General features: G+C 67.0%; 22 protein-coding genes. 10 read left to right on the top strand and 12 right to left on the bottom strand.

Annotated elements, in window-relative coordinates:
• Window position 1: 1 nt before the first annotated feature.
• Both EKL94_RS16035 and EKL94_RS16030 read right to left on the bottom strand, forming a co-directional pair.
• Window positions 2-919 carry a bestrophin family protein gene (locus EKL94_RS16035; protein ID WP_049445081.1) on the bottom strand — a complete coding sequence of 306 codons (918 nt, stop codon included), beginning with the start codon at window positions 917-919 and terminating at the stop codon, window positions 2-4.
• Between the two features lie 122 nt (window positions 920-1,041).
• Window positions 1,042-1,290, bottom strand: coding sequence for a hypothetical protein (locus EKL94_RS16030; RefSeq protein WP_006475755.1), 249 nt, complete (start codon window positions 1,288-1,290; stop codon window positions 1,042-1,044).
• A 184-nt stretch (window positions 1,291-1,474) separates the two neighbouring features.
• Here EKL94_RS16030 and EKL94_RS16025 point away from each other — a divergent pair, with 184 nt between their 5' ends.
• Entirely contained in the window at window positions 1,475-1,933 is a 459-nt protein-coding gene (locus EKL94_RS16025; protein WP_126929849.1) for a hypothetical protein, read from the top strand.
• Between the two features lie 220 nt (window positions 1,934-2,153).
• Here EKL94_RS16025 and EKL94_RS16020 read toward each other — a convergent pair whose 3' ends face one another.
• From EKL94_RS16020 to EKL94_RS16005, 4 genes are all read right to left on the bottom strand, one after another.
• Entirely contained in the window at window positions 2,154-3,953 is a 1,800-nt protein-coding gene (locus EKL94_RS16020; protein WP_126929848.1) for a DUF885 domain-containing protein, read from the bottom strand.
• A gap of 67 nt (window positions 3,954-4,020) precedes the next feature.
• On the bottom strand, window positions 4,021-4,536 hold the full coding sequence (locus EKL94_RS16015) for a cytochrome c oxidase assembly factor Coa1 family protein (protein WP_126929847.1): 516 nt from the start codon (window positions 4,534-4,536) through the stop codon (window positions 4,021-4,023).
• A gap of 25 nt (window positions 4,537-4,561) precedes the next feature.
• A complete protein-coding gene (locus EKL94_RS16010; RefSeq protein WP_126929846.1) occupies window positions 4,562-6,787 on the bottom strand; it encodes a S9 family peptidase in 2,226 nt (741 codons plus the stop codon).
• Window positions 6,788-6,973: 186 nt separating this feature from the next.
• Complete coding sequence (locus EKL94_RS16005) at window positions 6,974-7,663, bottom strand: glutathione binding-like protein (protein ID WP_126929845.1); 690 nt, start codon at window positions 7,661-7,663, stop codon at window positions 6,974-6,976.
• Between the two features lie 110 nt (window positions 7,664-7,773).
• On the opposite strand from EKL94_RS16005, the gene EKL94_RS16000 reads away from it, so the two are divergent.
• The gene (locus EKL94_RS16000; RefSeq protein WP_032129129.1) at window positions 7,774-8,403 is read left to right on the top strand and encodes a TIGR00645 family protein; all 630 of its coding nucleotides are present in this window, start codon (window positions 7,774-7,776) and stop codon (window positions 8,401-8,403) included.
• A 201-nt stretch (window positions 8,404-8,604) separates the two neighbouring features.
• Complete coding sequence (locus tag EKL94_RS15995; RefSeq protein ID WP_126929844.1) at window positions 8,605-9,606, top strand: energy transducer TonB; 1,002 nt, start codon at window positions 8,605-8,607, stop codon at window positions 9,604-9,606.
• 84 nt (window positions 9,607-9,690) lie between these two features.
• Here EKL94_RS15995 and EKL94_RS15990 read toward each other — a convergent pair whose 3' ends face one another.
• Complete coding sequence (locus EKL94_RS15990) at window positions 9,691-9,945, bottom strand: hypothetical protein (protein ID WP_126929843.1); 255 nt, start codon at window positions 9,943-9,945, stop codon at window positions 9,691-9,693.
• Window positions 9,946-10,022: 77 nt separating this feature from the next.
• Here EKL94_RS15990 and EKL94_RS15985 point away from each other — a divergent pair, with 77 nt between their 5' ends.
• The gene (locus EKL94_RS15985; RefSeq protein ID WP_126929842.1) at window positions 10,023-10,820 is read left to right on the top strand and encodes a helix-turn-helix domain-containing protein; all 798 of its coding nucleotides are present in this window, start codon (window positions 10,023-10,025) and stop codon (window positions 10,818-10,820) included.
• 100 nt (window positions 10,821-10,920) lie between these two features.
• Entirely contained in the window at window positions 10,921-11,619 is a 699-nt protein-coding gene (locus EKL94_RS15980; protein WP_126929841.1) for a transposase, read from the top strand.
• 33 nt (window positions 11,620-11,652) lie between these two features.
• Here EKL94_RS15980 and EKL94_RS15975 read toward each other — a convergent pair whose 3' ends face one another.
• The 4 genes from EKL94_RS15975 to EKL94_RS15960 form a co-directional block, all read right to left on the bottom strand.
• Window positions 11,653-12,837: an ABC transporter permease gene (locus EKL94_RS15975; RefSeq protein ID WP_094001316.1), complete on the bottom strand. Its 1,185-nt coding sequence runs from the start codon at window positions 12,835-12,837 to the stop codon at window positions 11,653-11,655.
• Window positions 12,834-13,580 carry an ABC transporter ATP-binding protein gene (locus EKL94_RS15970; RefSeq protein WP_126929840.1) on the bottom strand — a complete coding sequence of 249 codons (747 nt, stop codon included), beginning with the start codon at window positions 13,578-13,580 and terminating at the stop codon, window positions 12,834-12,836. The genes EKL94_RS15975 and EKL94_RS15970 overlap by 4 nt, the downstream gene beginning before the upstream one ends.
• Entirely contained in the window at window positions 13,577-15,103 is a 1,527-nt protein-coding gene (locus tag EKL94_RS15965) for an alpha/beta hydrolase (RefSeq protein ID WP_126929839.1), read from the bottom strand. Before EKL94_RS15965 ends, EKL94_RS15970 begins: the two co-directional genes overlap by 4 nt.
• Window positions 15,104-15,171: 68 nt before the next feature.
• Entirely contained in the window at window positions 15,172-16,374 is a 1,203-nt protein-coding gene (locus tag EKL94_RS15960) for a GGDEF domain-containing protein (RefSeq protein WP_126929838.1), read from the bottom strand.
• A gap of 154 nt (window positions 16,375-16,528) precedes the next feature.
• Here EKL94_RS15960 and EKL94_RS15955 point away from each other — a divergent pair, with 154 nt between their 5' ends.
• From EKL94_RS15955 to EKL94_RS15945, 3 genes are all read left to right on the top strand, one after another.
• Complete coding sequence (locus EKL94_RS15955) at window positions 16,529-17,014, top strand: DUF1203 domain-containing protein (protein WP_126929837.1); 486 nt, start codon at window positions 16,529-16,531, stop codon at window positions 17,012-17,014.
• Between the two features lie 233 nt (window positions 17,015-17,247).
• Complete coding sequence (locus EKL94_RS15950; protein ID WP_126929836.1) at window positions 17,248-18,414, top strand: lytic polysaccharide monooxygenase; 1,167 nt, start codon at window positions 17,248-17,250, stop codon at window positions 18,412-18,414.
• A 178-nt stretch (window positions 18,415-18,592) separates the two neighbouring features.
• Window positions 18,593-19,762, top strand: a complete 1,170-nt coding sequence (locus EKL94_RS15945; protein ID WP_126929835.1) for a lytic polysaccharide monooxygenase — start codon at window positions 18,593-18,595, stop codon at window positions 19,760-19,762.
• Between the two features lie 112 nt (window positions 19,763-19,874).
• Here EKL94_RS15945 and EKL94_RS15940 read toward each other — a convergent pair whose 3' ends face one another.
• Entirely contained in the window at window positions 19,875-20,624 is a 750-nt protein-coding gene (locus EKL94_RS15940; RefSeq protein ID WP_126929834.1) for a ferredoxin--NADP reductase, read from the bottom strand.
• Window positions 20,625-20,708: 84 nt separating this feature from the next.
• Between EKL94_RS15940 and EKL94_RS15935 the strand changes: the two genes are divergently transcribed.
• Both EKL94_RS15935 and EKL94_RS15930 read left to right on the top strand, forming a co-directional pair.
• Entirely contained in the window at window positions 20,709-21,677 is a 969-nt protein-coding gene (locus EKL94_RS15935; protein WP_049400895.1) for an ABC transporter ATP-binding protein, read from the top strand.
• Entirely contained in the window at window positions 21,674-22,465 is a 792-nt protein-coding gene (locus tag EKL94_RS15930) for an ABC transporter permease (RefSeq protein WP_126929833.1), read from the top strand. The genes EKL94_RS15935 and EKL94_RS15930 overlap by 4 nt, the downstream gene beginning before the upstream one ends.
• The last annotated feature ends 250 nt before the right edge of the window (window positions 22,466-22,715 follow it).

Genomic DNA, 22,715 nt, shown 5'->3' with positions numbered 1-22,715 from the left:
GCTATTGCAACAGGTAACCCTGCGGCAGCAGGGGTTCGGGCAATGGGCGTTCGCCGAGCGCGTCGAGCTGGTCGATCTCGATCGTGCGCACCAGCGCGTCCAGCGGCAGGTCGTTCGGCTCCAGGCCGAACGGGTCTTCCATTTCTTCGCCCAGCTGGTCCAGGCCGAAGAAGGCATAGGCCAGCACCGCCGACAGCACCGGCGTGCCCCAGCCCAGCGAACTGGCCAGGCCGAACGGCAGCAGCACGCAGAACATCCACGCGCAGCGGTGCAGCAGCAGGGTGTAGGCGAACGGCAGCGGGGTGGTGAGGATGCGCTCGCAGCCGGCCTGGATCGACGACATCGCGTGCAGGCGCTCTTCCAGCTGGGTGTAGAGGATCGGGTCGAGCTCACCGGCGCGCAGCGCCTGGGCCAGCTCGGCGGCGATCATCGAGAGCAGCGCGTCGGGTACGTTCTCGCGCTGGCCCAGCTGTTCGCGCTGGCGCTTGTCCAGCCACGGCAGGGCCATCAGCGCCACGATGCGCCCACGCAGGCGACCGGCCAGGGCATGGGCAAACGCGGTGGTGAGGTAGGCGATACGGCGGCGACGGCCGGTGTCATCGGCCAGCAGCAGGTTCACCTGGCGGGCCAGCGAACGCGATTCGTAGACCAGCTGGCCCCACAGCTTGCGGCCTTCCCACCAGCGCTCGTAGCAGGCGCTGTTGCGGAAACTGAGGAAGATCGACAGCACCAGGCCGAGCAGGGTGAACGGCGTGACCGACACGCGTTCGATGCCGGTGGGAGGCGCCAGTTCCACCACCGCAGCCACGGCGATGGACAGGATCAGGATGGCCAGCACCTTGGGCGCGATCGCTTTGACGATCGAACCGCGCAGGATGTACAGCAGTTGCCAGCCGTGGGGACGGGGTCGGATGATCATGGGGCAGCCGCGCCGGGCGCGGATTCACAGGCACGCGGGGGGCTCGCGCAGCCATTCATTGTACGCCCCTGCCAGGCGATGGACCGTGCGCCTGCGACGCCCTGTCGCACCCGGGCGCGGGCTCAGATCACGCCGCCACCCAGGCCGAGGCGGAGGATGCCGACCACCACCACGATGCCGTTCAGGACCAGACCGGCCCAGGCCCGGCCACGCTTGCTCGGGTGGGTGAACAGGATGCCCAGCGCTGCGATGACCGCGCCCACCGCAGCGAACGGGATCAGGAACCAGTTGCCCCAGCCGAGCAGTGGAATCAGCGCCAGGATCATCCACAACAGCGCCAGTACGCCCCACAACAGACTGATCACACCCATGCCGCTCTCCCGCAGTTGGTTCCTGCCCCAACCATAGACGTTCCCGCTGCCGCCGCCTACTGCCATTGGCGGAGCTGTCACCCGCACCGTGCTAGCGTGCTGCCGTGCGTGCCCTGGCCCGGGTGTTGGCGCCGATTCAGAGTGGCCCGCCGATGATCGCAACCAGTCCTACAGGGGTCGTGCCATGAACATCCGTTGGGCCGCGTTGGCGGCCATCCTGCTGATCGCCGCTGGCTGTGCCAGCACCTCCAAGGTGATGCTGGGCCGCGCCCGCGCACCGATCGATCCGGCCCTGGTGCAGATCTATTCGACGCCACCGGCCGGTTCCCAGGAAATCGCCCAGCTGGAATCGGCGTCGGCCGTCGGCTTCGGCACCCAGGGCCAGACCGATGCCGCCGTGGCACGCCTGAAGCGTGAGGCCGCCGCGCTCGGCGCCAATGGCGTGGTGCTGATGGGCGTGGGCAGCAGCGGCTCGCCGGTGGGCATGTCGGTGGGCGCCGGCACGTTCGGTTCGCATGTCGGTGGCGGCGTCGGCATTGGTATTCCGACCACGCAGAAGCGCGCCGCCGGCGTCGCGATCTGGGTGCCGAATCCGGCACCGCCCGCGCGGTTACCGACACAGGTGATTACCCCGCAGCGGTGACGCGGCTGCGTCACCGCGGGTAGTGCCGGCCGCTGGCCGGCAACCTCAGGAATCCTTCCTGCGCCAGGGCAATGCCGGCCAGCGGCCGGCACTACCCCTGCAACACCGACGCATCGCTCTGGTAGGTGCCAACCTTGGTTGGCACCTACCCACAGCGCCGACCAAGGTCGGCATCTACCAACACCGGTTGCCGGCCAGCGGCCGGCACTACCGGTAATGCTCAGCGCTTGTACTTCGGCACGAATACCTTGTTCACCGCGTCGGCCAGCTGGTCCGGCGGCAGCAGGCCCTGGTCGAGCAGGAAGTTGTTGAAGGCCAAGCGGTCGAACTTCGCGCCCAGTGCCAGCTCGGTCTGCATGCGCAGCTCCAGGATGCGGGTATAGCCGTAGAAGTAGCTACCAGCCTGGCCCGGCATCCGCACCATGTAGCGGTCCAGTTCCTGGGTGGCCATCGCCTTGGACAGGCCGACCTGCTCGATCAGTACACGCTCGCCGTTGGCGCGGTCGGTCAGGCCGAGGTTGAGCATCGGGTCCAGCATCGCGCGCGCGGCACGCAGCAGGCGGAACTGCAGGGCGATCATCTGACCGTCCAGCGGCTCGTACGGCACCATCTCGGCCTCGGCATACAGCGCCCAGCCTTCCACGTTCACCGAATTGAACGCGAACATCGTGCGTGCCAGCGACACGCCACGTTCGACCATGGCGGTGAACTGCAGCTCGTGGCCGGGGCGGCCTTCATGCGCGCTCAGCGTCCATGCCGCTGCACCGAAATTGAAGTCGTCGTACTGCGCACCCGGGCCCGCAGCCGGATTGCCCAGCGGCAGCACGAAGGTGCCCTGCTGCCCGGTGTTGTTGACCAGTGGCGCCGGCAGGAAATGCGGGGCCGGGCTGGCCGCGCTCTCGGCGGCCGAACCCAGGCGCATCTGCATGGCGCGCTTGGGTACGTCGACGATGGCGTGCTCGCGGATCAGCGGATCGATCGCGTCGATCACCTTGCGGTAGTGGCCTTCCAGATGGTCGTCGGCAATTTTGTCGGCCTTCAATGCGCGGATCACCGACACCGGGTCGCTCGGGTCGGCCACCTTCAGGCCCTTGTCCTTCGCCACCAGCGGCGCCAGCTGCTGCATCGCCGAGCGGGTTTCCATGAACTCCAGCTGCGCGCGCTGCATCAGCAGCTTCGGGTCGATGTCGATGCCTACCTGCTTGAGCTGATAGGCATACAGCGGCGCCGGCAGGCGTGCGTCAGTACGCGCCTTCGGCAGCACGGTCGTGCGCGTCCAGCTGGCGTAGTCCTTCATCTGTCCGGCCAGCGCCTTCATCGCTTCATCGGCGCCGGTAATCTGGTACTTCTTCAGCAGCGACTCGATACCGGTGATGTAGGTCTCGACGTTGTCCAGCGACTGCTGCACTTCGATCTTCGTCGGCTGCAGCAGGCTGCTGTCCTTCAGCCGTTCCTCGTAGCGCTGGCGGGCCAGCGTGGTGAAGGCGGTGCCGCCCGGCTGCAGGCCGGCATAGGCCTTGAGGCGGTCGACGGCCTTGGCCCGGCGCTCGGCCGGCACCTGGTCGGACAGCAGCAGGTTGAGGCCGCTGAACACGGTCTGCGGCGCATCGCTCCACGGCAGCAGGTACTTCTCGTTGAGCTCGCTGCCTTCGATGTTCTGGCTGGCGGCATGGATCATGATCTCCAGGTCCTGGCGGACATTGGGATCCTTTTCGGCGGCCAGCTTTGCCTTCAGTTCGTCGCGGGCCTTGGCCATCGCGGCGCGGTAGCGCCTGCTGTTGTCCGGGCCAAGATCGGCCACCTTGTCGTCGTAGCCGGGAACGCCGAAGAAGCCGGTTTCTTCCGGCTGGAACGGGCCCTGCGCATCAAGCAGGATCTGCGCCAGTGCATTGCTGCGGGCGACCCAGGCCGGGCTGGCCGGGGTGGCGGCCTTGGCGGTGGGTGCCGCCAGCGCCGGTGGTGCGGACAGCAGCGGTGCAGCAGTCAGGGCCAGGGCAACGGCGAGCGCAATCGGCTTCATGGGACACTCCAGCAAAGGGTTGCCCGCACCCTACGCGCTCACGGCGATGGCGACAATCGGCTGGAGGTCACAGCGCGGCGGTCAGCGGGCAATCGCCGCGATCACGGCAGGCCTGCAGCTCGCACTCCCCCGCAGCCTCGTCGTCATCCAGCGCGGTCAGATCGAAGGTCTGCTTGTCTTCGGCCAGTACATACATCACCGGGTAATCCCAGACTTCGTCACGACGGCTGCCCTGCACGAACAACCGGCCGTGCGCATGCGGCCCTTCCAGCGCAACGGTCAGGCCGACATCGCGCTGGCCGTTGATCGCGGTCTGCATGCTGCCCAGCGGCATCGATTCGATATGCAGCGGCTCGCCGAAGGCTTCCACCAGTTCGATGCTGCAGCCCGCGCGACGCAGCGCTTCGCGCATCGGCGGGCTCTCGCGTGCCGCCTCGCTCCAGCGCAACACGCTCCAGGTCACCACGCCACCGGCACCGCCCAGCACCAGCACCACCGTCAACGGCATCGCCCAGCGCCAATGACGGCACCACCAACCGGCGGACGTCTGTCGATGGGCGGGAATCGGGGGTGGCAGGGTCATCGGCGGGCTCCTTCCCGGCTGCGGATCAGGGCTTCAGGCAACGTCCCAGGAAGGCTTCGGCCACGCGGTAGCGATGCAGGGCATCGGCGCCGGACAGGCCATGCTTGGCACCCGGGTAGGTCATCAGCTCGAACGGCTGTGCACGCTTCTGCAACGCGCTCATCAGGCTGGTCGAATTGGTGAACAGCACGTTGTCGTCGGCCATGCCGTGGATCAGCAGCAGCGGCGAGCGCAGGCCGTCGATATGGGTCAGCACGCGCGCCTCGCGGTAACCCGCTTCATTGCGCGCAGGCAGATCCATGTAGCGTTCGGTGTAGTGGCTGTCGTACAGGCCCCAATCGGTCACCGGTGCGCCGGCCACGCCACAGGCGTACTGGTTCGACGCCTTGGCCAGCAGCATCAGGGTCATGTAACCGCCGTTGGACCAGCCCTGCACGCCGATGCGCGCCGGGTCCACCCACGGTTGCTGCTTCAGCCAGGTCACGCCGCGCAGCTGGTCGGTCACTTCCACCGTGCCCTGCTTGCCATACAGCGCACCACCGAAGTCGCGGCCACGGCGCGGGGTGCCACGGTTGTCCAGCGAGAACACCACGTAGCCCTGCTGGGCCAGGTACTGGTTGAACAGGTGATCGCCACGGCCGGGCCAGCTGTTGGTGACGGTCTGGCTGGCCGGGCCACCGTAGACGTACACCGCCACCGGGTAGCGCTTGGACGGATCGAAGCCGGCCGGCTTGATCAGGCTGTAGTTCAGCGGGGTCTTGCCGTCGGCAGCCATCAACGTGCCGAACTCGACCGGGCGCTGCGCATCGCGGTAGCGCGCATACGGATGCTTGGGATCGGCCAGGTCGTTCTCGAGCAGGGTGGCGATCTTCTCGCCATTGGCGCGGAACAGTTCGATCTGCGGCGGCGTGGTGCTGTTGGACCAGCTGTCCACATAAACGCTGGCATTGCGGGCGAACGTGGCGCTGTGCATGCCCGGCGCCTTGGACAGGCGCTGCGGCTCGCCGCCCTGCAGCGACACCGCGTAGATCTGGCTTTCGCGCGAGCTCTCGATGCCAGCGCGGAAGTAGGCCTTGCCGGCCTTTTCATCGACCGCCAGCAGTTCGTCCACTGGCCAGTTGCCGTGGGTCAGCGCGGTGGCCTTGCCCTTGCTGTCGATGCGGTACAGGTGCTGGAAGCCGGTGCGCTCGGACGACCACAGCACGCTGCCGTCATCGAGGAAGCGCAGGCTGTTGTGCAGCGGCACCCAGGTCGGGCTGGTCTCGTGGGCGAGCACGCGCTGGCGGTTGGAATCGAGCGCCACTTCCACCAGGTCCAGCTGCTTCTGGTCGCGCGACTGGCGCTGGAAGCTCAGGTGCTGCGCATCGCGCCAATCGACGCGGGCCAGGTAGATGTCCTGTTCCTTGCCCAGATCGACCCAGCGCGGCTGCGCCTCGGCAGCCGGTGCGATCACGCCCAGCTGCACGCGCACGTTGGCGTCGCCGGCGGCCGGGTAACGCTGTTCGATCACATCGGTGCGGTCGGCGTAGACCTCGTAGCGCTTCTGCACCGGCACCGGTGCCTCGTCGATGCGGGCGAAGGCGATGGCCGAATCATCCGGTGCCCACCAGTAACCGGTATGACGGTCCATCTCTTCATCGGCGACGAACTCGGCCACGCCGTTGCCGATGGTGGTGCTGCCGTCGCGGGTCAGCTGCAGCGGCTTGCCGCTGGCCAGGTCGATCACCCACAGGTTGCGGCCGCGGATGAAGCTGACGAAACCGCCCTTGGGCGACAGCTTGGCATCGGTGGCGAAGCCTTCACCGTGGGTCAGCTGGCGCACGGCCGCCGTACCCTGCTGCTTGAGGTCGTACAGGTAGAGTTCGCCGCCCAACGGGAACAGCAGGCGCTGCGCGTCCGGCGACCACTGGTAATCGACGATGCCGGTCATCGCGGCGATGCGCTGGCGCTCGCGGCGGGCCTTTTCCTCATCGCTGAGGGTTTCGGTGCCGGGCAGCACCACCTTGGAGTCGACCAGCAGGCGGGTCTGGCCGCTGCCGATGTCGTAGGTCCACAGGTCCAGCTGGTTGCGGTCGCTGTCCTTGCCGCGCAGGAAACTGACCTGCGAACCATCGGGGGCGACCTTCGGCTTCATCAGGGTCGGGCCGGACAACGGCAGCGGGCCGGTGATGGCTTCCAGGGTCAGCTTTTCAGCGTGGGCGGCGGTTGTGGTGGCGAGCATGAGGGCGAGCGAAGCGAACAGGTGGCGCATGGAGGATCCCGGCAAACGGCAGGTCCGCCCTGCGGCGGGCGCCGGGCGGTTGTCCCCCATCCTAACCAAGCCCGTGCGGGAAGGCAGCATGACCTTTTGCCCATAAGGAGTGCCGACGAGTGCCGATCAACGGTCGGCACCCACCACCAGTAGATCCACGCCATGCGTGGATGACGCTGTCCTGGGTCAGCGCTGGCCGAACAGGTGCTTGCGCTCTTCGTCGCTGAGCGGCTTGCCGGCGTTGGGGTTCACCTGCTGGCGCAGGGCATACGCGCGCTGGGTGGCCGGGCGCGCGGCAATCGCTTCATGCCAGCGTTTCAGGTTCGGGAAGGCGGCGAAATCCACCGGCAGCTTGTCGTAGGCGCCGACCCACGGGTAACTGGCCATGTCGGCGATGGTGTACTCGTCGCCGGCCAGGAAGGCGTGCTGGGCCAGGCGCTTGTCCATCACCCCGTGCAAGCGGCGCACCTCGTTGTCGTAGCGCTCGATGGCATACGGGATCTTGTCCGGCGCATACACATTGAAGTGGCCCATCTGGCCGCTCATCGGGCCCAGGCCGGCCATCTGCCAGAACAGCCATTCCAGGGTGGTGACGCGGCCGCGCGGGTCGCTGGGCAGGAACTGGCCGGTCTTTTCGGCCAGGTACAGCAGGATCGCGCCGGACTCGAACACGCTCTGCGGGGCGCCGCCATCGGCCGGAGCATGGTCGACGATGGCCGGCATCTTGTTGTTGGGCGAGATGGCGAGGAATTCCGGCTTGAACTGGTCGCCCGAGCCGATGTTGACCGGGTGGATGCGGTACTCCAGGCCGGCTTCTTCCAGCAGCAGGGTCACTTTGTGGCCGTTCGGGGTGGGCCAGTAATACAGGTCGATCATGGCGGCGGCTCGGGGTGCGGAAAGGAACCTGAAGTCTAGTGCGTGAGTTGGGTTGGCACCGTCACGGCGGGCCGGTAACCTCGCGGCTCCCCCGAAACGCACTGTCCTGCATGAGCCACAGTCCTCGCCCCCTGTCCCCGTTGTCCTCGCTGATCTTCGCCTCGCGCTGGCTGCAGCTGCCCCTGTACCTGGGCCTGATCCTTGCCCAGTGCGTCTACGTGTTCCTGTTCGGCAAGGAACTCTGGCACCTGCTGTCCCACTCGGTCTCGATGGGCGAACAGCAGATCATGCTGATCGTGCTGGGCCTGATCGACGTGGTGATGATCTCCAACCTGCTGGTGATGGTGATCGTCGGCGGCTACGAGACCTTCGTCTCGCGCCTGCGCCTGGAAGGCCATCCGGACCAGCCGGAATGGCTGAGCCACGTCAACGCCAGCGTGCTGAAGGTGAAGCTGGCGATGGCGATCATCGGCATCTCCTCGATCCACCTGCTGAAGACTTTCATCGCCACCAGCGCGCTGAAGGGACTGCCGCTGTGCAAACCGGAACAATGGGCAGCAGCAGTGTCGTCGGCTTCGACCAGCTTCTACAACGCTGGCGTCGATACCTGCACGACCATGACCCAGGAAGGCGTGTTGTGGCAGACCATCATCCACTGCGTGTTCATCCTGTCGGCGATCGGCATCGCCTGGACCGACAAGCTGATGTCCAACAGCCACAGCAAGTCGCACGACCACTGATGCAGCAACCGGCAGCGGCGCTTCGCCGCTGCCCCGTCCCGGCCACCGCCCCTTGTACGCGGCGGTGGCCGGGATGCTAGATTGCACCCTCGCCGTTGCCGGCGGTGGCGTCGGGAAACGTCATCGTTCCGCGCCCGGACCACAGGTCCCGGCCATGCGTATCAATGATTTACGTCACGTCGTCTTCTAGAGGGGAGCAGGATGTCGCACGTCTCAACGATCACCGCCGCGCGCCGGTGGCTGCCGGTTGCTTTGGCACTGGCGCTGGCCGCCTGCTCGGGCAAGGAAGAAACGCCCGCACCGGCCCCCGCCGCCGCACCCACGTCCGCTGCTCCGGCCGCCCCGGTGGTCGCAGCCAAGGTGCAGTCGATGGGCACCGAACAGCTGCGTGAATCAGCCAGCCAGGCACTGCGCGAGAACCGCATGTACGCGCCGGCCGGCGACAACGCCATCGAGTACTACCTCGCCCTGCGCGACAAGACGCCGGACGACGCCTCGGTGAAGAGCGCACTGACCGACCTGCTGCCCTACACCCTGATCGCCGCCGAGCAGCACCTCGGCCGCGAGGACTACACCGAGGCGCAGCGCCTGGTGGCACTGATCGAGAAGGTGGACGCGTCCGCCCCCGCCCTGCCGCGCCTGAAGGAAGGCCTGGCCAAGGGTGTGGAAAACGCGGCCAAGCGCACCGAGACCGAAGCCGAGAAGGCAAAGAAGGACGCCGAGGACCGCAGCAAGCAGCAGATCGAACAGCAGCGCCTGGCCGAACAACGCACCAAGGAAGCCGACGCGGCCAAGCAGATCGCCGCGCAGCAGGATGCCGCACGCCGCGACAACGAGCGCCAGGAGGCCGAGCGCCAGGCCGCGGCCCGTCGCGATGCCGAACAGAAGCAGCAGCAGGCCGCCGCCCAGCAGGCCAGCGCCGCGCGCCAGGCAGCCGCCGCCGCAGCTCCCACCCTGCGCCCGGTCAGTACGCCGGCGCCGCGCTATCCGGCCGAAGCCCTGCGTTCGGGAACGTCGGGCGAAGTGCTGGTGGAGATCACCGTCGGCACCGACGGTTCAGTGGTCAGCGCCCGTGTACTGCGCGCGACGTCCGGACGGACCTTCGACCGCGAAGCCCTGAACGCGGTCAAGCGCTGGCGCTTCGAGCCGGTCAACGCGCCGGTCACCACCCGGCGCACCCTGGTGTTCGCACCGGGCGGCTGACCGCCAAAAAGGGGACGGAGGGGATTAAGTCGTTTCTGCCACCTCCATGACGCCAAGGCCCGGTCCATCCGGGCCTTGTCCGTTTCAGGCAGCGCCATCAATCAGGCGCTGCAGCGCCGGATCGCGCGCGGCCAGCACCTGGAACAGGCCCAGCGCATGCAGGCCGGGCAGCAACGCACGCAGGTCGGCTTCGGCAGCGGCGCACGTGGCGGGATCGCTGGACGGATCCTGCCAGTCACGAACGCTGGCGAGGAAAGCACCCACGCTGCCCTTGCGCACGGTGAGGCCGTTCACCTGCACGTCGTCCTGATGGTCGGGAAGAATGTCCTGTGGCTGCATGGGGAAGCGCTCCGTTGAAGTGGCCTCCAGTGTCGGGGCCTGGACACGACGTTTCTGCCGTATAACTGCCAGTCGATATGGCAGATCAGACAACCACCGCCTTTCTCGACCCCGCGTTGGCCGACGCCGCCGACGGACCGGTGGTGCTGGCGGCCTGGCTGCGCCAGCGCGGTGTGCGTCGCACGGCCCGCCACCGGCATGCCCGTGGGCAGCTGCTGGGTGCGCACCAGGGGCTGCTGCGGATCGCCGCCGACGACCTGCACTGGCTGCTGCCCGCAGGTCACGTCGCCTGGATACCGCCCTTGCTACCCCACGCGCTGCTGGGCGCAGACGGGTTCGATGGCTGGAGCCTGTACTTCAACGCCGAGGCCTGCCTGGGTCTGCCCACCACACCGCGCATTTTCCAGCCCAATGCACTGCTGCAGGCGGCGACAGCACGTGCGCTGCGATGGCCCCATCGGCCACTGGATGCTGCGCAGACACGACTGGCCGGTGTGATCGCCGATGAGATTGCCGCCAGCACGCCCCTGCCGCTTGCCCTGCCACAACCGCGTGACCGGCGGCTGCAGAGGATCGCCGCTGCACTGGCACGCGTACCCGATGACGGCCGCAGCATCGAGGACTGGGCCGCCAGCAGCGGCCTGTCCGGCCGCAGCCTTGCCCGCCATTGGCTGGCCGAGACCGGCCTGTCGCCAAGCCAGTGGCGGCAACGCCTGCGGGTGCTGCTGGCGCTGCCACGCCTGCTGTCCGGCGAGCCGGTGATCAGCGTCGCGCTGTCGATGGGCTACGACACGCCCAGTGCCTTCATCGCCGTGTTCAAGCGCGAGATGGGCGTGACGCCTGCGCGGTATGGAAAAGGGGACGGAGGGGATTAAGTCGCTTCTACCTTCCCCCACACCATCTCGCGGCATCGCCTGATGCCCTTCGCGGTCAGCGTGGCGGCAGGCTGATGATTCCTTGAAGCCCTGAACTGCCATGCCTCGACAAGCGCGCCTGATGTTGGCCGAACAGCCGTACCACGTAACCCAGCGCGGTGTGAACAAGGGGGCGATCTTCGTTGACGATATCGACCGCCAGCTGTTTCTGCACCTTTTGCACAGTGCCTTCCTGAAGCATCAGGTCGCGCTGCATGCCTACGTATTGATGGGCAATCACGTTCATCTGTTGGCCACACCTTCCACGGGCGTCGGCTTGGCGAATGCGATGCGGATACAGGGTAACAACTATGTCCAGGCGTTCAATCAGCGGCATGAGCGCAGCGGACCGCTCTGGCAAGGCCGCTTCCATTCTTCGATGGTGGACAGCGACGCCTATCTGCTCAGCGTCTATCGCTACATCGAACTCAATCCGGTTCGTGCAGGCATGACAGCCGCCCCGGAAGATCACCCATGGTCGAGCGTGCATGGAAACCTGCAGCGACGCCACGATCCGATGCTGACAGAACATCCCGCATTCCAGGCGCTCGCCCCGACCCAGCGACAGCGGGCAATGCTCTATGCGGAGTTTCTGCAGGACATGAACGCGTCCGCTGACCTGCCGGCAATCCGTGCGCACAGTGTCGGGCAGCATCCGTTGGGAAATGCAGCTTACCTGCGGATGGTGGAACAGACCCTGGGCCGCCCCGTGGTGCTGCGCAAGCGCGGGCGCCCCCAGAAGAAGGGGACAGAGGGTTAGAAACGACTTAATCCCCTCCGTCCCCTTTTTCGGTCAGCCGGAGATGGCCAGGCGCTCGTTGTGGTAGCGGCGCACCGCGGCGAACCACAGCACGGCGGCCAGGCCGAGGCTGGCGCCGAGATAGATGGCCCAGACCGCCGGCGTGATGGTCTCGTGGCGGATCACCTTCAGCAGCATCTGGTTCTGCGACAGGAACGGCACGGCGTACTGCCACAGCTCGCTCTTCAGCGGATAGGCCACCAGCGCGTAGCCGGGCATCATCGGCAACAGCATCAGCCAGGTCATGTGGCTCTGCGCTTCCTTCATGCTCTTGGCCGCGGCCGACAGGAAGGTCAGCAGCGAGGTGCCGATCATCAGCATCGGCAACATCACCAGCAGCATCTGCAGCATCGAACCGACGTTCATGTTGAACTGGCGGCCGATGTTGCCGGGCGCGATCTGTGCGCTCACCTTGAACGCCACCAGGGTCAGCAGCAGCGACACGAACCCGACCACGCAGGCGGCCGCGATCTTGCCGCTGACAATGGCGCTGCGCGAGCCCGGCGTGGCCAGCAACGGCTCCAGTGACTGTCGCTCACGCTCGCCGGCGGTTGCGTCCATCACCAGATAGGCACCGCCGATGAACGAGGTCAGCGTGAGCAGTACCGGCAGCAGCATCGACAGGATCATGCCGCGCTTGGCCTCGGCACTGGCCAGGTCCTGGCGTGCCACGTCCAGCGGCCGTGCGACCTGCGCGTCGATGCCACGCGCCATCAGGCGCAGCGCACCGACCTGGCCGTTATAGGTCGCCAGTGCCGCCTCCAGGCGCGCGCTGGGTACTTCTGCGGCGCGACGGGTACTGTCCTTGATCACCTCCACCAGCGCCGGCTTGCCGTCGGCCCAGTCCTTGCCGAAGTCATCGCTGATGCGCAGCGCCACGTCGATCTCCTGGCTGCGGATGGCCTCGGCCAGGTCCTTCGGTGCCGGAGCGGTGTTCAGCCCCTGCGCGGCGAGGAAACGCACCAGATTGGGGGCGTTGTCCGCACCGATGGTCGGAATCTGCAGCGGTTGTTCGATCTGGGTGCGCACCCGGCTCTCAGCCAGCTTGCCCATGCCCAGCAGCAGCACCGGGTACAGCAGCGGCCCGAACAGCAGGGTCAGCAGCAGCGTGCGGCGATCACGGGAAAGGTCGCGCAGTTCCTTGCGCATCACCGTCATCAGGGTCGACATCATGCTCATGCGTGCAGGCCCTCTTCGCTGCCGATCAGTTTCACGAACGCATCTTCCAGGTTGGATTCGCCGGCCTGCGTACGCAGTTCATCGGCGCTGCCGGCGGCCATCACCGTGCCCTTGGCAATGATCACGATGTGATCGCACAGTGCGGCCACCTCCTGCATGATGTGGCTGGACAGGATCACGCAGCGGCCTTCTTCGCGCAGGCCCAGCAGGAAGCGGCGCAGCGCGCGCGTGGTCATCACGTCCAGACCGTTGGTCGGCTCATCGAGAATGACGTTGCGCGGGTCGTGCACCAGCGCGCGGGCAATCGCGGTCTTGGTGCGCTGGCCCTGCGAGAAGCCATCGGTCTGGCGGTCGAGGATGTCACCCATGTCCAGCGCGTGCGACAGCACCTCGATGCGCTCGCGGATGCGCTCAGCCGACAGGCCATGCAGTTCGCCGAAGTAGGCGATGTTCTCGCGTGCGGTCAGGCGCTTGTAGACGCCACGCGCATCGGGCAGCACGCCAAGATGGCGACGCACTTCCACCGGATTGCGCGCAGCGTCCACCCCATCGACGCTGATGCTGCCCTGGTCGGGCGTCATCAGCGTGTACAGCATGCGCATGGTGGTGGTCTTGCCGGCACCATTGGGCCCCAGCAGGCCGGTGATGCGGCCATCCTCGGCGCGGAAGCCGACGTTGGCGACCGCCTGGATACGGCCTGTGCGGGTGTCGAAAGCCTTGTGCAGGTTGTCGGCGACGATCATGGTTCCCATCCGTTGAACGAGGTGAACGCCGGCACATAGCTCAGCGTGTCCAGGCAGCCGGCATCCAGCGCCTTGGCATCGGTCTTGTCGATGAACTGACCAAGCAGGCGCGGCATGCAACCAGCCGTCAGCGTGCCGTGGCCCTGGCCGCGTGCGACCAGCGTGCGTCCATTGGGCAGGCCCTTGAGGACCTGCTCGGCATAGCGCGGCGGCGTCACCGGGTCCAGTTCACCGGACAGCAGCAGCGCCGGTACGTCACTGCGCAGCGGCACGGCATTGGCTGCCGGTGCCGGCCGGTGCGGCCATACCGGGCAGGCGGCGAAGAAGGCACTGGCCACGTCGTTGCCGAACAGGCGCTCGGGATCCTCGGCCGGCGCGTGGTAGCGCGGCGCATCTTCGCTGCAGATCACCGACCACTGCATGCCACGGTTGATCTGGAAATCCATGCTGCGGTTCGCACCGCGCGCCAGCGACGCCAGCGGTGCGTAGCGGCCGTGCGCGGCTTCATCGAGAACCAGCGGCAGCAGCGAGGAATACTGCGGCACATAGGAGAAGGCGAACGCCAGGCCGATCACGCTGTCCGGACTCAGCACATCCTGCCGGGTCTGGTTGGTGCCGGGGTCGCGATACTCCACCGAGACCGGGGCACGGCGCAGGGTCTCGACCACGCTGCGCAGCTGCGCGCGGGTGTCGGTCGGGAAGCGCTTGCTGCAGGCGGCATCCTTGCGGCACTGCGCCGACTGCTGGGCGATCGCATCCTCGAATGTCGTGGCGAAATCGCCGCCCACCACCAGCTCGTTCGGCACCACGCCATCGATGACGATGCTGCGCGTGTGCTGTGGATAGGCACCGGCATAGCGTTGGGCCACGCGGGTACCGTAGGAACCGCCAACCAGGTTGATGCGCTCGACGCCCAGCGCCTGACGCACCGCATCCAGATCAGCAATCGCCTCGCTGGTGGTGTAGAAGCGCGCATCGGCGCGCCCCTGCAGCGAGGCGGCGCAGCGCTCGGCGTAATCGCGCAGCGACGCTTCCGTGGGTGCGGCATCCTCGTCCATGGCCAGCTCCTTGCCATCCGCGCCAAGGCAGTTGAGGGGGTTGGAGCCGCCGGTACCGCGCTGGTCGACGAGGAAGATATCGCGCTGCTTGCGCACCTGGCGCAGCGCGGTATCGACAATGACCGCCACTTCGCTGGCGGCCTGGCCGGGCCCACCGGCCAGGAAGAACACCGGGTCGGGCTGGCTGGAGCCGCTGCTGCCCGATTCCAGCCAGGCGATGCGCAGGCCGATGCGTCGGCCATCGGGCTGGGCCCGGTCCTCCGGTACCTGCAGGGTGGCGCACTGCGCTTCCACGTTGGCGCTGGCACCTTCGGTGGACAGCGTGCAGGGCTGGAAGTCGATCGTGCCGAAACGGCGGCTGGGTGCATCACTGGCGCCTTCGGCGCCGGGTGACGGTGACTGGCTGCAACCGGCAAGCATCAGGCTGGCCAACGTTGCGGCCAACGCGAGGTGGTGTCTTTGCATCGTGCTCGTTTCCCCTGGAGGACGTTCCTGGCAACCACGACGGGCTGCCGCGGAAGATGTGACTCAACTTACACGGGCACGGCGTCGTCGGCGATGGGCAGACGCGAAATCTCCGCCGGCGTGGCGCAGGCCAGGCGATCACGGCCCGCGGCCTTGGCCTGGTACAGCGCTGCGTCTGCCGCTGCCAGCAGCGTGGACAGGTCGCCGTGGCCGTCGTCCATGGCCAGGCCGATGCTGGCGGTGACCGTCACCGGCCCGGTGCCCAGCCGCGCCGGCTCCTGCTGCAGAGCGGTACGGATCGTCGCGGCCCACGCGATCGCTTCACCCTGTGTGCTGCCGGCCAGCACCAGCACGAACTCCTCGCCACCGTAGCGGCCCAGCAGCGTGCCATGGCCCTGCAAACCCTGTTGCAGCACCGCAGCGAAGTGGCGCAGTACCTGGTCTCCGGCCAGATGACCCCAGCGGTCGTTGATCTGCTTGAAGTGATCGACGTCGACCAGCAACAGGGCCAGTGGCCGGCCCTGCCGGCGCAGCCGCTGCAACTGCGCCTGGCCATCGGCCAGCACCGCGCTGCGGTTGAGCAGCCCGGTCAGGCCATCGGTGCGCGCCGCACGCCGCAGATCGACCAGCATGCGTTCGACCAGCAGCAGCACCATCGCAAAGCAGCGCGCCAGTTCCAGCATCACACCGGCAATGTAGGTGACGAACATGGGTGTACCGGTGCGCATGATGTCCTCACCGGCATCGGGTGCCACCGGCAGGAACAGGCGCACCGCGTACAGGGCCGCTTCGGCCAGGAACACCGCCGCCGCCAGGCGGCAGCTGGTGCGCTGCTGCACGGGGGCATGCCGCAGCAGCAGCCACGCGATCCAGCTATCGACCAGCAGCGTGAACACGCTGAACACCTGCAGGCGCACGCGCAGATCCGGCCAGAGCACCAGGAAGGCGAAGATGCAGGCCATGAACGTGGCCGCTATCAACAATGGCCGCCACAGGGGCAGCGGCTGTTCCAGATGCAGCGCCACGCCGCGCAGCATCAGCAGCGCGCAGCCGGCCATCGCCGCATTCCCGGCCAGTATGGCCGGCGCCAACGGCAGGTAGGGTCGCAACGCCAGCAGGGTCACTCCCAGGGTCAGCAGCCACAGGCTGGCGCTCCACAGGCGCAGCACCGGTTGCCCGCGCAGCACCACCAGCAACAACGAGAACCCCACGGCAATGCCGATGCAGAGCAGGAAGCCAAGCACGGTGATGGTGGGGAAATCCAGGGACATGCGGCGCTCATCGGCCGGGGCGGCGCGCGCATCTTAGCGCCTTGTGCTGCGTTCCCCGCGGCGCTGGCTGGCCCGATGGAGATGCGGGGTCTGAAAACGGCGAGCACGGCGGCCGGTGCCTGCGCAGAATCCGCGGAAAACCAAGGAGACGCCCATGCATGCGTGGTACCTCGGTGGCATCGACCACCGCCCGTTCCTGCACCTGTTCGAGAAGAGCGACACCGCGCTGGCTGCGCTGGGCATCCAGCGTCGCTGGGCCGGTGAAACAGGAGGACACCCCTGCCGGATCAGCCTGAGCGATCCACCCTGTGGCAGCGAGCTGCTGCTGTTGTCCCATGTGCATCTGCCCCTGCACTCGCCCTATCACGCTTCGGGCCCGATCTTCGTGCAGCGTGGCGTGACCCGTTGCGTACTGTCGCCAGGCGAAGTGCCCCCGTATGTGCAGCGCCGGATGATCTCGTTGCGCGCCTATGACCAGGCTGCATTGATGCTGGCCGCGGAGATCAGTGCGGGCACGGATGTCTCCGCTCGGCTGGACGCGCTGTTTGCCGACCCTGCCGTGGCCTTCGTGCAGCTGCACAACGCGGCCCACGGCTGCTTTTCGTGCCAGGCGGATCGCGTGGGTATGGCCCCGACGTAGCAGGATCTCCACGACGTGATCGTTGCCACGCCGAAGACGTGATCGCCAGCGCATCCGTTCAGTCCCGCGTGAAGCCTGCGGGAAGGGCTTCACACCCACAGTCACGGATCGGCATTTCCATGGTTCCGCACCCTGCATTGCGACTCGATACTCGCTGTGGTGCCGCCGAAAGTCCGCCGTGCAGCGCAGCTCCTGCGGTCACCGCTCTCTTTCGACGACCACAAGGAAGCGCCATGTCATTCCGATCCACACCACTGCTGCTGGCCACTTCATTGGCCGCCGCCGGCCTGTTTCTGGCCGCCGATGCATTTGCCCACGGCACCATGACCACGCCGATCAGCCGCGTCTATGCCTGCTTCCAGGGCAATCCCGAGAACCCGACCAACCCGGCCTGTGCCGCCGCCAAGGCTGTCGGCGGATCACAGGCGTTCTACGACTGGAACGGCATCAACCAGGCCAACGCCAACGGCAACCACCAGGCCGTGGTGCCCGACGGCAAGCTGTGCAGCGGCAACAACCCGACCTTCCGCGGCCTGGACGTGAACCGCAGTGACTGGCAGACCACGCCGATCCAGGCCGATGCCAATGGCAAGTTCACCTTCGTGTTCAAGGCAACCGCGCCGCACGCCACGCGTGACTGGCGCTTCTTCGTCACCCGCGACGGCTGGCAGCCGGGCAGCCCGCTGCGCTGGGCCGACCTGCAGGAGTTCTGCACACTGGGCAATACGCCGCTCTCGGCCGATGGCACTTACAAGCTGCAGTGCACGCTGCCGCAGCGCACCGGCCAGCATGTGATCTACAACACCTGGCAGCGTTCGGATTCGACCGAGGCGTTCTATACCTGCATGGACGTGCGCTTTGAAGGCGGCGGTACGACACCGGCACCGCAATGGCAGGATGCCGGCCCGGTCACCGCACGCGGTGAATTGCCGGTGGGTACGACGCTGGCGCTGCGCGTGTTCAATGCCAACGGCAATGACGTGGAGCGCGTGGAGGCCACGCTGGCCAGTGGCCAGACGGCAGCCGCGCAGTGGCCCTTGGCGCTGGCCCGCAAGGTCAATGCCAGTGCCCAGCATGCGCGCGTGGGCGTGCTTGCCAATGGCGTGATCACGCCGTCGGCGTCGGCCACCGACAATCGCGTGTACCTGAAGGACGGCAACCGCTTCCAGCTCGACACCCAGGTGCCGGACCCGGGTACGCCATCGCCGGGCGGTGATTTCGACCACGTGTACCCAGCGGGCATCGGCAGCTATGTGCCGGGCCAGACCGTGGTGAAGAGCAGCGACGGCAAGCTGTATGCCTGCCGCCCGTTCCCGGAAGGTGCGTGGTGCAACGTCAATGCCGAGGCGTACCGGCCGGGTGTGGGTGCGGCCTGGCGCGATGCGTGGATCGCCTACTGACGCAGTGATATGGGAGGCGGTGCACATCACACCGCCTCCTGGCTCCGCTGCCGCTCAGTGGGGCGTGCGTTGCAGAAACCGAAGAACGCAGCAGCCTTTCAAACTTGTCTGATGGGCATACGGCGGCTACATGCGAAAACTCCGCGAGGTTTCCCACACTTCGCAACGGAGTTCCTGCATGCATCTGTCCCACCGGACCGTCCTCGCACTGTCCGCCATCGCTGGCCTGGCTCTGTCCGGCAGCGCGTTCGCCCACGGCACCCTGTCCAAGCCGCTCAGTCGCGTGAAGCAGTGCCACGAGGGCAATCCCGAGAACCCGACCAACCCCGCCTGCGCCGCGGCCAAGGCGATCGGCGGCGCCCAGCCGTTCTACGACTGGGCCGGCGTCAACCAGGCCAACGCCAACGGCAACCATCAAGCGGTGGTTCCAGATGGCGAGTTGTGCAGCGGCGGCAACAGCAAATATCGCGGCCTCGATCTGAACCGCAGTGACTGGCCGACATCGCCGATCCGCGCCGATTCGCGCGGGCGCTACACCTTCGAGTTCAAGGCACCGGCCCCGCATGCCACCCGCGAGTGGAAGTTCTACGTCACCCGCGACGGCTGGCAGCCGGGCAGCCCGCTGCGCTGGGCCGACCTGCAGGAATTCTGCACGCTGGGCAACGTGCCGGTCTCCGGCGACGTCTACAAGCTGGATTGCCCGCTGCCCAAGCGCAGCGGCCAGCACATCATCTACAACACCTGGCAGCGCTCGGATTCCGGTGAAGCGTTCTATACCTGCGCAGACGTGCGCTTCGAAGGCGGTGGTGGCTTCGAACCGCCGCCGCAGTGGCAGGATGCCGGCCCGGTCACCGCCCGCGGCGCGTTGGAAGAAGGCACCACCCTGACTTTGCGCGTATTCAACGCCCAGGGCAACGATCTGGAGCGCCCGGAGATCACCCTGGCTGCAGGTCAGACCGCTGCGAATCAGTGGCCGCTGGCGCTGGCCCGCAAGGTCAATGGCAGTGCACAGCAGGCGCGCGTGGGCGTGATGAAGAACGGCGTGATCACGCCGGTCGCCTCGGCCACCGAGAACCGCGTCTACCTGAAGCCGGGCAACCTGTTCCAGATCGATACCCGCGTGCCGGGCCCGGTCGATCCGGTCGATCCGCCGCCGGGTGACGACTACGACTTCGTGTATCCCGCCGGCCTCGGCAGCTACAAGCCGGGCGAAACCGTGGTCAAGGGCACCGACGGCAAACTGTACGCGTGCCGTCCGTTCCCGGAAGGTGCGTGGTGCAACGTCAATGCCGATGCCTATCGTCCGGGCACCGGTTTTGCCTGGCGTGATGCCTGGATCGCCTACTGAGGCAGGCGACCGGGGGCGGCGTGATGCCGCCTCCGGTTCATGGGCTGCCGGCCAGCGGCCGGCACTACCAGGGTCCATGCGGTTGCCGGCCAGTGGCCGGCTCCACCCGGGCCTATTTGCTGCTGACGTACTTCTCGCGGCGGATCTGCGGGTTGCCCAGGCCGGCGGCCTTCAGCAGCTCGGCGCAGGCATCGACCATATCCGGGTTGCCGCACAGGTAGGCGATGTCGGTGGCCGGGTCCGGCGTGAAGCCGGCCAGCGCCTGCTGCACGTAGCCGTGCTGTACGTCCGGGTGCGGATCAGCCGGAAGTTCACGCGACAGGCACGGAACATAACGGAAGTTCGCGTGCTTTTCGGCGAAGCTGTAGAAGCCCTCGCTGTACAGCAGCTCGGCCGGGCTGCGCGCGCCCTGCAACAGCACGATCTGCACACCGCGTTCGGCCATGGCCTTTTCCAGCAGCGGCAGCATCGAGCGGTACGGGGTAACACCGGTACCGGTGGCAATCAGCAGGTAACGGGCATTGTGGTCACCGGGGTTCAGGCAGAACCGGCCATAGGGGCCGGACGCACTGATCTGGCCGCCCTGCTCCAGCGCCTCGAACAGGGCCGTGGCGGCGCCACCGGGCACGAAACTGACCGCGATATCCACCGCCTCGCCCGGGCCCAGCGCGTGGTCGTGGATGGTCGCCAGCGAGTAGCTGCGCTTGGTTTCGGTGCCGTCGGCGTAGCTGAAATGGACCTGGATGAACTGGCCGGGCTGGAAATCCAGCGGCTGTCCATCGTCACGCACGAACTGGTAGTGGCCGACGGTCGGGGCCAGCATGCGGCAGCCGACCAGCTTGAGGGGGAATTGAACAGGCACGACTTTTCGGGACAGTGTGTAGCCGGGGCAAGCCCTCGGGGTCTTCTATAATAGCCCCTCCCCGCCCCTCTCCAGCGCCAGCCCATGGGCGCGAAGGCTTCGAGCTTGGCATCCCAGAACGATACGGCGCCCGCCCTGCGCGTGCGCGACCTGCGCAAGACCTACGACAACGGCACCCAGGCCCTGAAGGGAGTTTCCCTGGAAGTGGCCCCGGGCGACTTCTTCGCCCTGCTCGGCCCCAACGGTGCCGGCAAGTCGACCCTGATCGGCATCATCAGCTCCCTGGTCAACCTCAGCGAGGGCCAGGTGGAAGTGTTCGGCAGCGACCTGGTGCGCAACCGCAGCGCCACCATGCGCCTGATCGGGCTGGTGCCTCAGGAAATCAACTTCAACCTGTTCGAGAAGCCCTTCGACATCCTGGTGAACTACGCCGGCTTCTATGGCGTACCGCGCGAGGAAGCCGAGCAGCGCGCCGAAGAAGAATTGAAGCGCGCGCACCTGTGGGAAAAGGCACAGGTGATGAGCCGCACGCTGTCCGGTGGCATGAAGCGCCGGCTGATGATCGCCCGCGCGATGATGACCCGCCCGCGGCTGCTGATCCTGGACGAACCGACCGCCGGCGTGGACATCGAGATCCGCCGCGACATGTGGCGCGTGCTGAAGGAGATCAACGCCGCCGGCACCACGATCATCCTCACCACGCACTACCTGGAAGAGGCCGAGTACCTGTGCCGCCACCTGGCGATCATCAACCATGGCCAGATCGTCGAGCAGGGGCCGATGCGCACCCTGCTGGCCAAGCTGGACGTGGAAGGCTTCCTGCTGGACATCGACGGTGACCTGCCGGCGCAGCTGCCGGTGATCGAAGGCGCGACGCTGACCGCGCCGGACCCGCACACGCTGGATATCGACATGCCTCGCGCAATGGACCTCAACCGCGTGTTCGCCACGCTCAACGAGTCCGGTATCCGCGTGCGTTCGATGCGTACCAAGAGCAACCGCCTGGAGGAGCTGTTCGTGCGCCTCACCGGCAACCTGGAGAAGCCTGCATGAGCACCACCGAGCTGACCGACGGCCAGCGCAACCGCGTCGCACTGATGACCATCGTGCGCCGTGAAGTCGCCCGCATCATGCGCATCTGGGGCCAGACCCTGGTGCCGCCGGCGATCACCATGACCCTGTACTTCCTGATCTTCGGCAACCTGATCGGGTCGCGCGTGGGTGACATGGGCGGCTACACCTACATGCAGTTCATCGTGCCGGGCCTGGTGATGATGAGCGTGATCCAGAACAGCTACGGCAACATCAGTTCCTCGTTCTTCGGTGCCAAGTTCGGCCGCCACGTGGAAGAGCTGCTGGTCAGCCCGATGCCGAACTGGGTGATCCTGTGGGGCTACGTGGCCGGCGCGGTGCTGCGCGGCCTGATGGTGGGCGTGATCGTGCTGATCATCGCAATGTTCTTCACCCCGGTGCGCATCCCGCACCCGCTGGTGATGCTGACCACGGTGATCCTGGGCGCGACGATCTTCTCGCTGGCCGGTTTCATCAACGCGGTGTATGCGAAGAAATTCGACGACGTGGCGATCGTGCCGACCTTCATCCTGACCCCGCTGACCTACCTGGGTGGCGTGTTCTATTCGGTGAGGCTGCTGCCGGGCTGGGCCGAAGCGGCCACGCATGCGAATCCGATCTTCTACATGGTCAATGCGTTCCGCTATGGCCTGCTGGGCAGCAGCGATGTTCCGCTGCCGGTGGCCTATGGGTTGATGCTCGGCTTCGTGGTGGCGCTGACGGCGCTGGCGCTGTGGCTGCTCCGCCGCGGCGTGGGCATGCGCAGCTAAGGGTGGCCTGCAGGGCCTGCGGCCCTGCACCCGCCGAATCAACGTTAACGTCAACGGCAAAAGCTGACTATCCGTGGGATGGCGGGGTGGGTCCGGTTGCGGGGGACGCTGCAAGTACGTCCATGTAAGCTCGGTCGCCGCTTGCTCGTGTGCGCTGTCCTGCGCACACGGCAAGACCGGGGTTGGGCGTCCTGCCCAACCCGCCCGAGGCATGCCTCGGGCCCATGCGGCTCACGCCCCTGCGCGGCCT

The organism is Stenotrophomonas maltophilia (assembly GCF_003970865.1).
Lineage (GTDB): Bacteria > Pseudomonadota > Gammaproteobacteria > Xanthomonadales > Xanthomonadaceae > Stenotrophomonas > Stenotrophomonas maltophilia_AR.
This window is presented reverse-complemented; position numbering and strand designations above follow the sequence as displayed.

Coding starts and splice junctions, on each gene's coding strand:
- EKL94_RS15930 (WP_126929833.1), top strand. CDS start 21,674: ATGAGCACCACCGAGCTGACCGACGGCCAGCGCAACCGCGTCGCACTG.
- EKL94_RS15985 (WP_126929842.1), top strand. CDS start 10,023: ATGGCAGATCAGACAACCACCGCCTTTCTCGACCCCGCGTTGGCCGAC.
- EKL94_RS15950 (WP_126929836.1), top strand. CDS start 17,248: ATGTCATTCCGATCCACACCACTGCTGCTGGCCACTTCATTGGCCGCC.
- EKL94_RS16025 (WP_126929849.1), top strand. CDS start 1,475: ATGAACATCCGTTGGGCCGCGTTGGCGGCCATCCTGCTGATCGCCGCT.
- EKL94_RS15965 (WP_126929839.1), bottom strand. CDS start 15,103: ATGCAAAGACACCACCTCGCGTTGGCCGCAACGTTGGCCAGCCTGATG.
- EKL94_RS15990 (WP_126929843.1), bottom strand. CDS start 9,945: ATGCAGCCACAGGACATTCTTCCCGACCATCAGGACGACGTGCAGGTG.
- EKL94_RS16020 (WP_126929848.1), bottom strand. CDS start 3,953: ATGAAGCCGATTGCGCTCGCCGTTGCCCTGGCCCTGACTGCTGCACCG.
- EKL94_RS16030 (WP_006475755.1), bottom strand. CDS start 1,290: ATGGGTGTGATCAGTCTGTTGTGGGGCGTACTGGCGCTGTTGTGGATG.
- EKL94_RS16035 (WP_049445081.1), bottom strand. CDS start 919: ATGATCATCCGACCCCGTCCCCACGGCTGGCAACTGCTGTACATCCTG.
- EKL94_RS16000 (WP_032129129.1), top strand. CDS start 7,774: ATGAGCCACAGTCCTCGCCCCCTGTCCCCGTTGTCCTCGCTGATCTTC.
- EKL94_RS15935 (WP_049400895.1), top strand. CDS start 20,709: ATGGGCGCGAAGGCTTCGAGCTTGGCATCCCAGAACGATACGGCGCCC.
- EKL94_RS15970 (WP_126929840.1), bottom strand. CDS start 13,580: ATGATCGTCGCCGACAACCTGCACAAGGCTTTCGACACCCGCACAGGC.
- EKL94_RS15980 (WP_126929841.1), top strand. CDS start 10,921: ATGCCTCGACAAGCGCGCCTGATGTTGGCCGAACAGCCGTACCACGTA.
- EKL94_RS15955 (WP_126929837.1), top strand. CDS start 16,529: ATGCATGCGTGGTACCTCGGTGGCATCGACCACCGCCCGTTCCTGCAC.
- EKL94_RS16015 (WP_126929847.1), bottom strand. CDS start 4,536: ATGACCCTGCCACCCCCGATTCCCGCCCATCGACAGACGTCCGCCGGT.
- EKL94_RS15995 (WP_126929844.1), top strand. CDS start 8,605: ATGTCGCACGTCTCAACGATCACCGCCGCGCGCCGGTGGCTGCCGGTT.
- EKL94_RS15960 (WP_126929838.1), bottom strand. CDS start 16,374: ATGTCCCTGGATTTCCCCACCATCACCGTGCTTGGCTTCCTGCTCTGC.
- EKL94_RS15975 (WP_094001316.1), bottom strand. CDS start 12,837: ATGAGCATGATGTCGACCCTGATGACGGTGATGCGCAAGGAACTGCGC.
- EKL94_RS16010 (WP_126929846.1), bottom strand. CDS start 6,787: ATGCGCCACCTGTTCGCTTCGCTCGCCCTCATGCTCGCCACCACAACC.
- EKL94_RS15945 (WP_126929835.1), top strand. CDS start 18,593: ATGCATCTGTCCCACCGGACCGTCCTCGCACTGTCCGCCATCGCTGGC.
- EKL94_RS16005 (WP_126929845.1), bottom strand. CDS start 7,663: ATGATCGACCTGTATTACTGGCCCACCCCGAACGGCCACAAAGTGACC.